This is a genomic window from Roseiarcus sp., from assembly GCF_049514155.1.
Classification (GTDB): Bacteria; Pseudomonadota; Alphaproteobacteria; order Rhizobiales; family Beijerinckiaceae; genus Roseiarcus.
The window spans coordinates 1-3,522 of record NZ_JBEKVH010000260.1 but is presented as its reverse complement, the minus strand read 5'-3'; the positions used below and the strand labels follow the sequence as shown (position 1 = coordinate 3,522).

At 59.7% G+C, this 3,522-nt stretch carries 2 protein-coding genes and 2 pseudogenes; 1 reads left to right on the top strand and 3 read right to left on the bottom strand.

Annotated elements, in window-relative coordinates; genetic code table 11:
• The 3 genes and pseudogenes from ABSF49_RS21105 to ABSF49_RS21095 all read right to left on the bottom strand — a co-directional run.
• Positions 1–509 (bottom strand): annotated as a pseudogene (locus tag ABSF49_RS21105) (IS1 family transposase); the annotation flags it as partial.
• Between the two features lie 420 nt (positions 510–929).
• Positions 930–1,520 carry a Panacea domain-containing protein gene (locus tag ABSF49_RS21100; protein ID WP_424114598.1) on the bottom strand — a complete coding sequence of 197 codons (591 nt, stop codon included), beginning with the start codon at positions 1,518–1,520 and terminating at the stop codon, positions 930–932.
• Between the two features lie 456 nt (positions 1,521–1,976).
• Positions 1,977–2,210, bottom strand: coding sequence for a hypothetical protein (locus ABSF49_RS21095; protein ID WP_424114597.1), 234 nt, complete (start codon positions 2,208–2,210; stop codon positions 1,977–1,979).
• A 323-nt stretch (positions 2,211–2,533) separates the two neighbouring features.
• Here ABSF49_RS21095 and ABSF49_RS21090 point away from each other — a divergent pair.
• Positions 2,534–3,522: pseudogene (locus ABSF49_RS21090) on the top strand (2-oxoacid:acceptor oxidoreductase family protein); the annotation flags it as partial.

Genomic DNA, 3,522 nt, shown 5'->3' with positions numbered 1-3,522 from the left:
CCCTCAGCCGGCGTCCCATACCGCGTCACCCGCTGCGCGAAATCCGTGTCGTCGCCAAAGACGCCTTCGATGGCCGTGATGTAGGCGTTGTGGCCATCGGTCGTGATCTGCATTCGGCCTTTGACGCGGCTCTGAACGTCTTCCATCAGCAAGAATGCGGAAACAGCGTCGCGATTGCCGATCTCCCACGAGACAATCATTTTGCTTTCGGCGTCGAGCGCGGTCCACGTCCAAACGTCGCCCGCCAGTTCGGGCGCGGCCTTGGCCTTCGCGACGTTCTTTTCCTTCGCGTAGCAAAACGACCAAATCTCATCGCATTGCAGCCGACGCGTTTGTAGGCCGCGCACGTTCTGATCGTGGTAGGCGGCGGCGACTGTCCCAGCGTCCACAAGGAGCTTAGTGACGGTGTTGATCGACACGTCCACGACGCGGGAGATTGAACGAAGCGAGGAACCCTCGACCAAGAGGTTCAGGATTTTCGCGCGGGTTTCGAGCGGGAGCTTGTTCATGGAAATGAACATAATGCATGCTATCGAGAATAGCAAGCAAAAAGTTCATAACCAATCGGCCAATCCATCAGTGACCGCAGTCTTGTCCTCTTCACTCAGGACAGGGCATGTCTCCACGAATTTTATAATCTCATGCAGGAGAGCCCTATCGCATACGCCCTTCAAGCTGGCGCGTGCGGCCATTAATTCAGCATTGGTCTTCTGCATAACCAGACTACAGCAAATTACTGATTGCCCAGAAGGCGTTACAGGAAGTCCTGGCAGCCTTCCGTTGTCTACGTATAAATCCGCCGGCCGTTTAACCGCTTTCGGTGAATTCAAAAACAAATAATGTCCACTATCGCTGATGCATAAATGAAATTTATGCTTATTCGCCTCCCGACTAATAAAACCGACTATATCACCAGGAGAAAACATGAATCATATCGTGTGCCGAGAGGCGTGAACGAGGTCCTGCATTAGCTCCTCGTCGCCGTCAATAAGTTGCTCAAAATGCATCGGGGACGATCCCTTTTCGCCTCTCTTATCCCACGCCTCTTTGTATGCGGGGTGCTCGTGCGTCCAGTCGCTCGTACCTCCAAATCCAAGCTTCTTGACGGTAGCCATTGCCTCCGCAAGGCAATCAACGTCACTCGTCGACAGGATGCGCAGATTTGCGTGGCGCTGGGGCACGGAATAAATCAGCGCCTTCCTCGATATCTGAGGCGCTGGGGCTACGCTCCAAAGCGGCCCATCCACGCCAAAATTCCTCTTAAAGAATTTGAACTCCGGCTTAATCGCGTCGTATGTATTCTCAGGAACTGGCCCATATATAAGAGCAGAATAATTATCGAACGTTATTGGGCGCCCAAATTTATTCGTGTGCCATAAGTCAGCGACAAACACTGACTTTACTATTTCAAATTGTGTTGGACCGCGAGTATCCGGCCACCGCTCTATGATAAAGAGGATGGTTTCCAGTATTTTTTTGAAATTCGGCCGAAATTCCGGCCGAACAGGTGGAAGTATCATCGCCACCTCGCGCCAGCCGCCTTCTTGGCGATCTCGGAGCGCTCCTCCTTCGTCAGTTTGTCGGCGCGCGCCTTCGCTCCGGCCTTCCCCGATCGAACTTTGCCCGAAGGCTCCTTCAGTGTCTCTTCGATTTCGCCAGTCGCGATTCGCGCGACCATCACGGCTGCTCCAATCACGTCGGCCGGCCGCTTCTGACCTTGCGGTCCCTTCGGCATGCGGGGTTCCTCTCGCGGGCTCTTCGGCGTCGCCTCCCAAGGCCCTTAATGGCCAACATATCACGATTCGGCGCGCGCCGGCACGTCTTGCGGCGCCGCATATGGCGCGCGCCACAAGCCTCCGCAAGGCGTCAAACATTGTCAACGCCTGATTCGGTCGGGGAAAATTGAAACTGAGACACTACCGAGAGGGGGGTAGTGTCTCAGTTTGAATTATGTTGAACGGCGCTTCCGATCGGGCTCACCCCTCCGGCGGCCGCTTGTCCGACCACAGGTAGAACCCCTCCTCCCGCACGCCCTTGATGATCGCGTCGGCGTCGGGGCCGAATCGGGTTCCGTCGCCGGGCAAAATCTCGAGCGTCTCGACGAGCATCCAACGGCCGTACTGCACCGGCGGCAGATTCGCTCCCGTCATGTCGTCAGTGATCGCCAGCGAATAGCCGGCCGTCGGCTTGAACTTATAATAAGTCGACAAAAAACTCGGCCTCCCTCCAAGGCTTAGCAAACGCAGGCGAAAGCGCCAATCGACGTTTCCGTTCCCTGTTTCTTTGATCGCCCTCAAATCGCGCTTCGCCGTGATGGAGCATAAGGACGCCGCGCCGTAAGGGCGAAGCCAGGAGCCAGGATGACTGGAGAGCGCAGCCGCCGGCATGGCGGACAGGCGACGAGGGGCGACAAGACGCCCGCCGCCGCCGCCCGCAGCCCCGCAGCCCGCCTTCCAGCCAGCCCGTCTCACGGCGCAGAGCGGTTTGACTCGTCGATTCCCACCAGCCGCCGCGCCAATCCTCGAGGGACGAAATGACCGTCAAATACCCCGGACTGCCGACCGTCATCCATGGCAACGGCGCCGTCGCCGAAGTGATGAGCCGCGTGTGCGGCGGCGTCATCGGCTACCCGATCACGCCCTCGACGGAGATCTCGGAAATCTACGAGGCGTTCCGCTCCAACGGCGGCCTCAACGTCTGGGGCAAGCACCCGTTCTTCTTCGAGCCCGAAGGCGAGCATTCGGCCCAGAGCGGCGCGCTCGGCGCGGCGCTGACCGGCGGCAAGTTCGTATCCAACGCCTCTTCGAGCCAGGGCATCCTCTACGGGATGGAATCGCACTACGTGACCGTCGGCAAGAAAGTCGGCGGTTTTGTTTTGCAGGTGGCGGCGCGCGTCGTCTCCAAGCACTCGCTCAACGTGATGGCCGGCCACGACGACGTCTACGCCCTGCTCGCCTCCGGCTACACCATCCTGTTCGGCTCCAACGCGCAGGAAGCCGCCGACCTCGCGGCGATCTCCTATCGGCTGAGTTCGCTGTCGCTGATCCCCGTCGCCAATGCGATGGACGGCTTCGCCACCAGCCACATGATGACCGAAGCGAACATGCCGGAGCCCGAGCTCCTGCGCGCGTACCTCGGCGATCCCGCCGGCCGCATCAAGAGCCCGACCGTCGCCCAGGACATGCTGTTCGGCGCCAAGGGCCGCGCGTTCCAGCTGCGTCAGTACCTGACCCGGCGCGCCCATGATTTCGCCGACGGCGCGATCGCCAAGCTGCGCGCCTTCCTCGACGCCAACGAGGAGGCGATCGAGCATGACAACGCCGGCGGGATGATCGACAAGACGCTTGACTACGTGCCGGAGGAATTGCGCGGCCAGTGGCGGCGCCAGTGGCTCAACGCCTTCGAGAAGGGCACGCGCCAGCTCGTTCCCGCGCTCGTCGACGTGCACAACCCCGGCCTGACCGGCGGCGTGCAGAACCAGCCCGACTTCCAGGCCGGCTCGGTCGACCATCGCACCCATTT

Bases quoted from the DNA above. Each gene is read 5' to 3' on its own strand.
- ABSF49_RS21100 (WP_424114598.1), bottom strand. From the start codon at position 1,520: ATGATACTTCCACCTGTTCGGCCGGAATTTCGGCCGAATTTCAAAAAA.